Raw genomic sequence first — 238 nt, 5'->3', positions numbered from 1 at the left:
GAAGAGCTGGAGATGCCTCTGGCTCTGATTTTGGGCGAAATGGAGAGCACCGGTGTCAAGGTGGATGTTGATCGTCTGAAGCGTATGGGCGAAGAACTGGGCGCCAAGTTGAAAGAGTATGAAGAGAAGATCCACGAGATCGCCGGTGAACCGTTCAATATCAATAGCCCGAAACAACTGGGTGTGATCCTGTTCGAAAAGATTGGCCTGCCGGTTGTCAAAAAGACCAAAACTGGTT

Annotated in this window: 1 protein-coding gene; it reads left to right on the top strand. The window is 50.0% G+C overall.

The window, feature by feature from the left end; genetic code table 11:
• Nucleotides 1-12 precede the first annotated feature (12 nt).
• A partial coding sequence (locus tag GFH49_RS01670; RefSeq protein WP_230396107.1) for a DNA polymerase occupies nucleotides 13-238 on the top strand: 226 nt, incomplete at its 3' end.

Source organism: Streptomyces blattellae (genome assembly GCF_009709555.1).
Taxonomy (GTDB): domain Bacteria; phylum Actinomycetota; class Actinomycetes; order Streptomycetales; family Streptomycetaceae; genus Streptomyces; species Streptomyces blattellae.
Note: the sequence above shows the minus strand (reverse complement) of the source record. Positions and strands in the feature narration are given on the sequence as shown.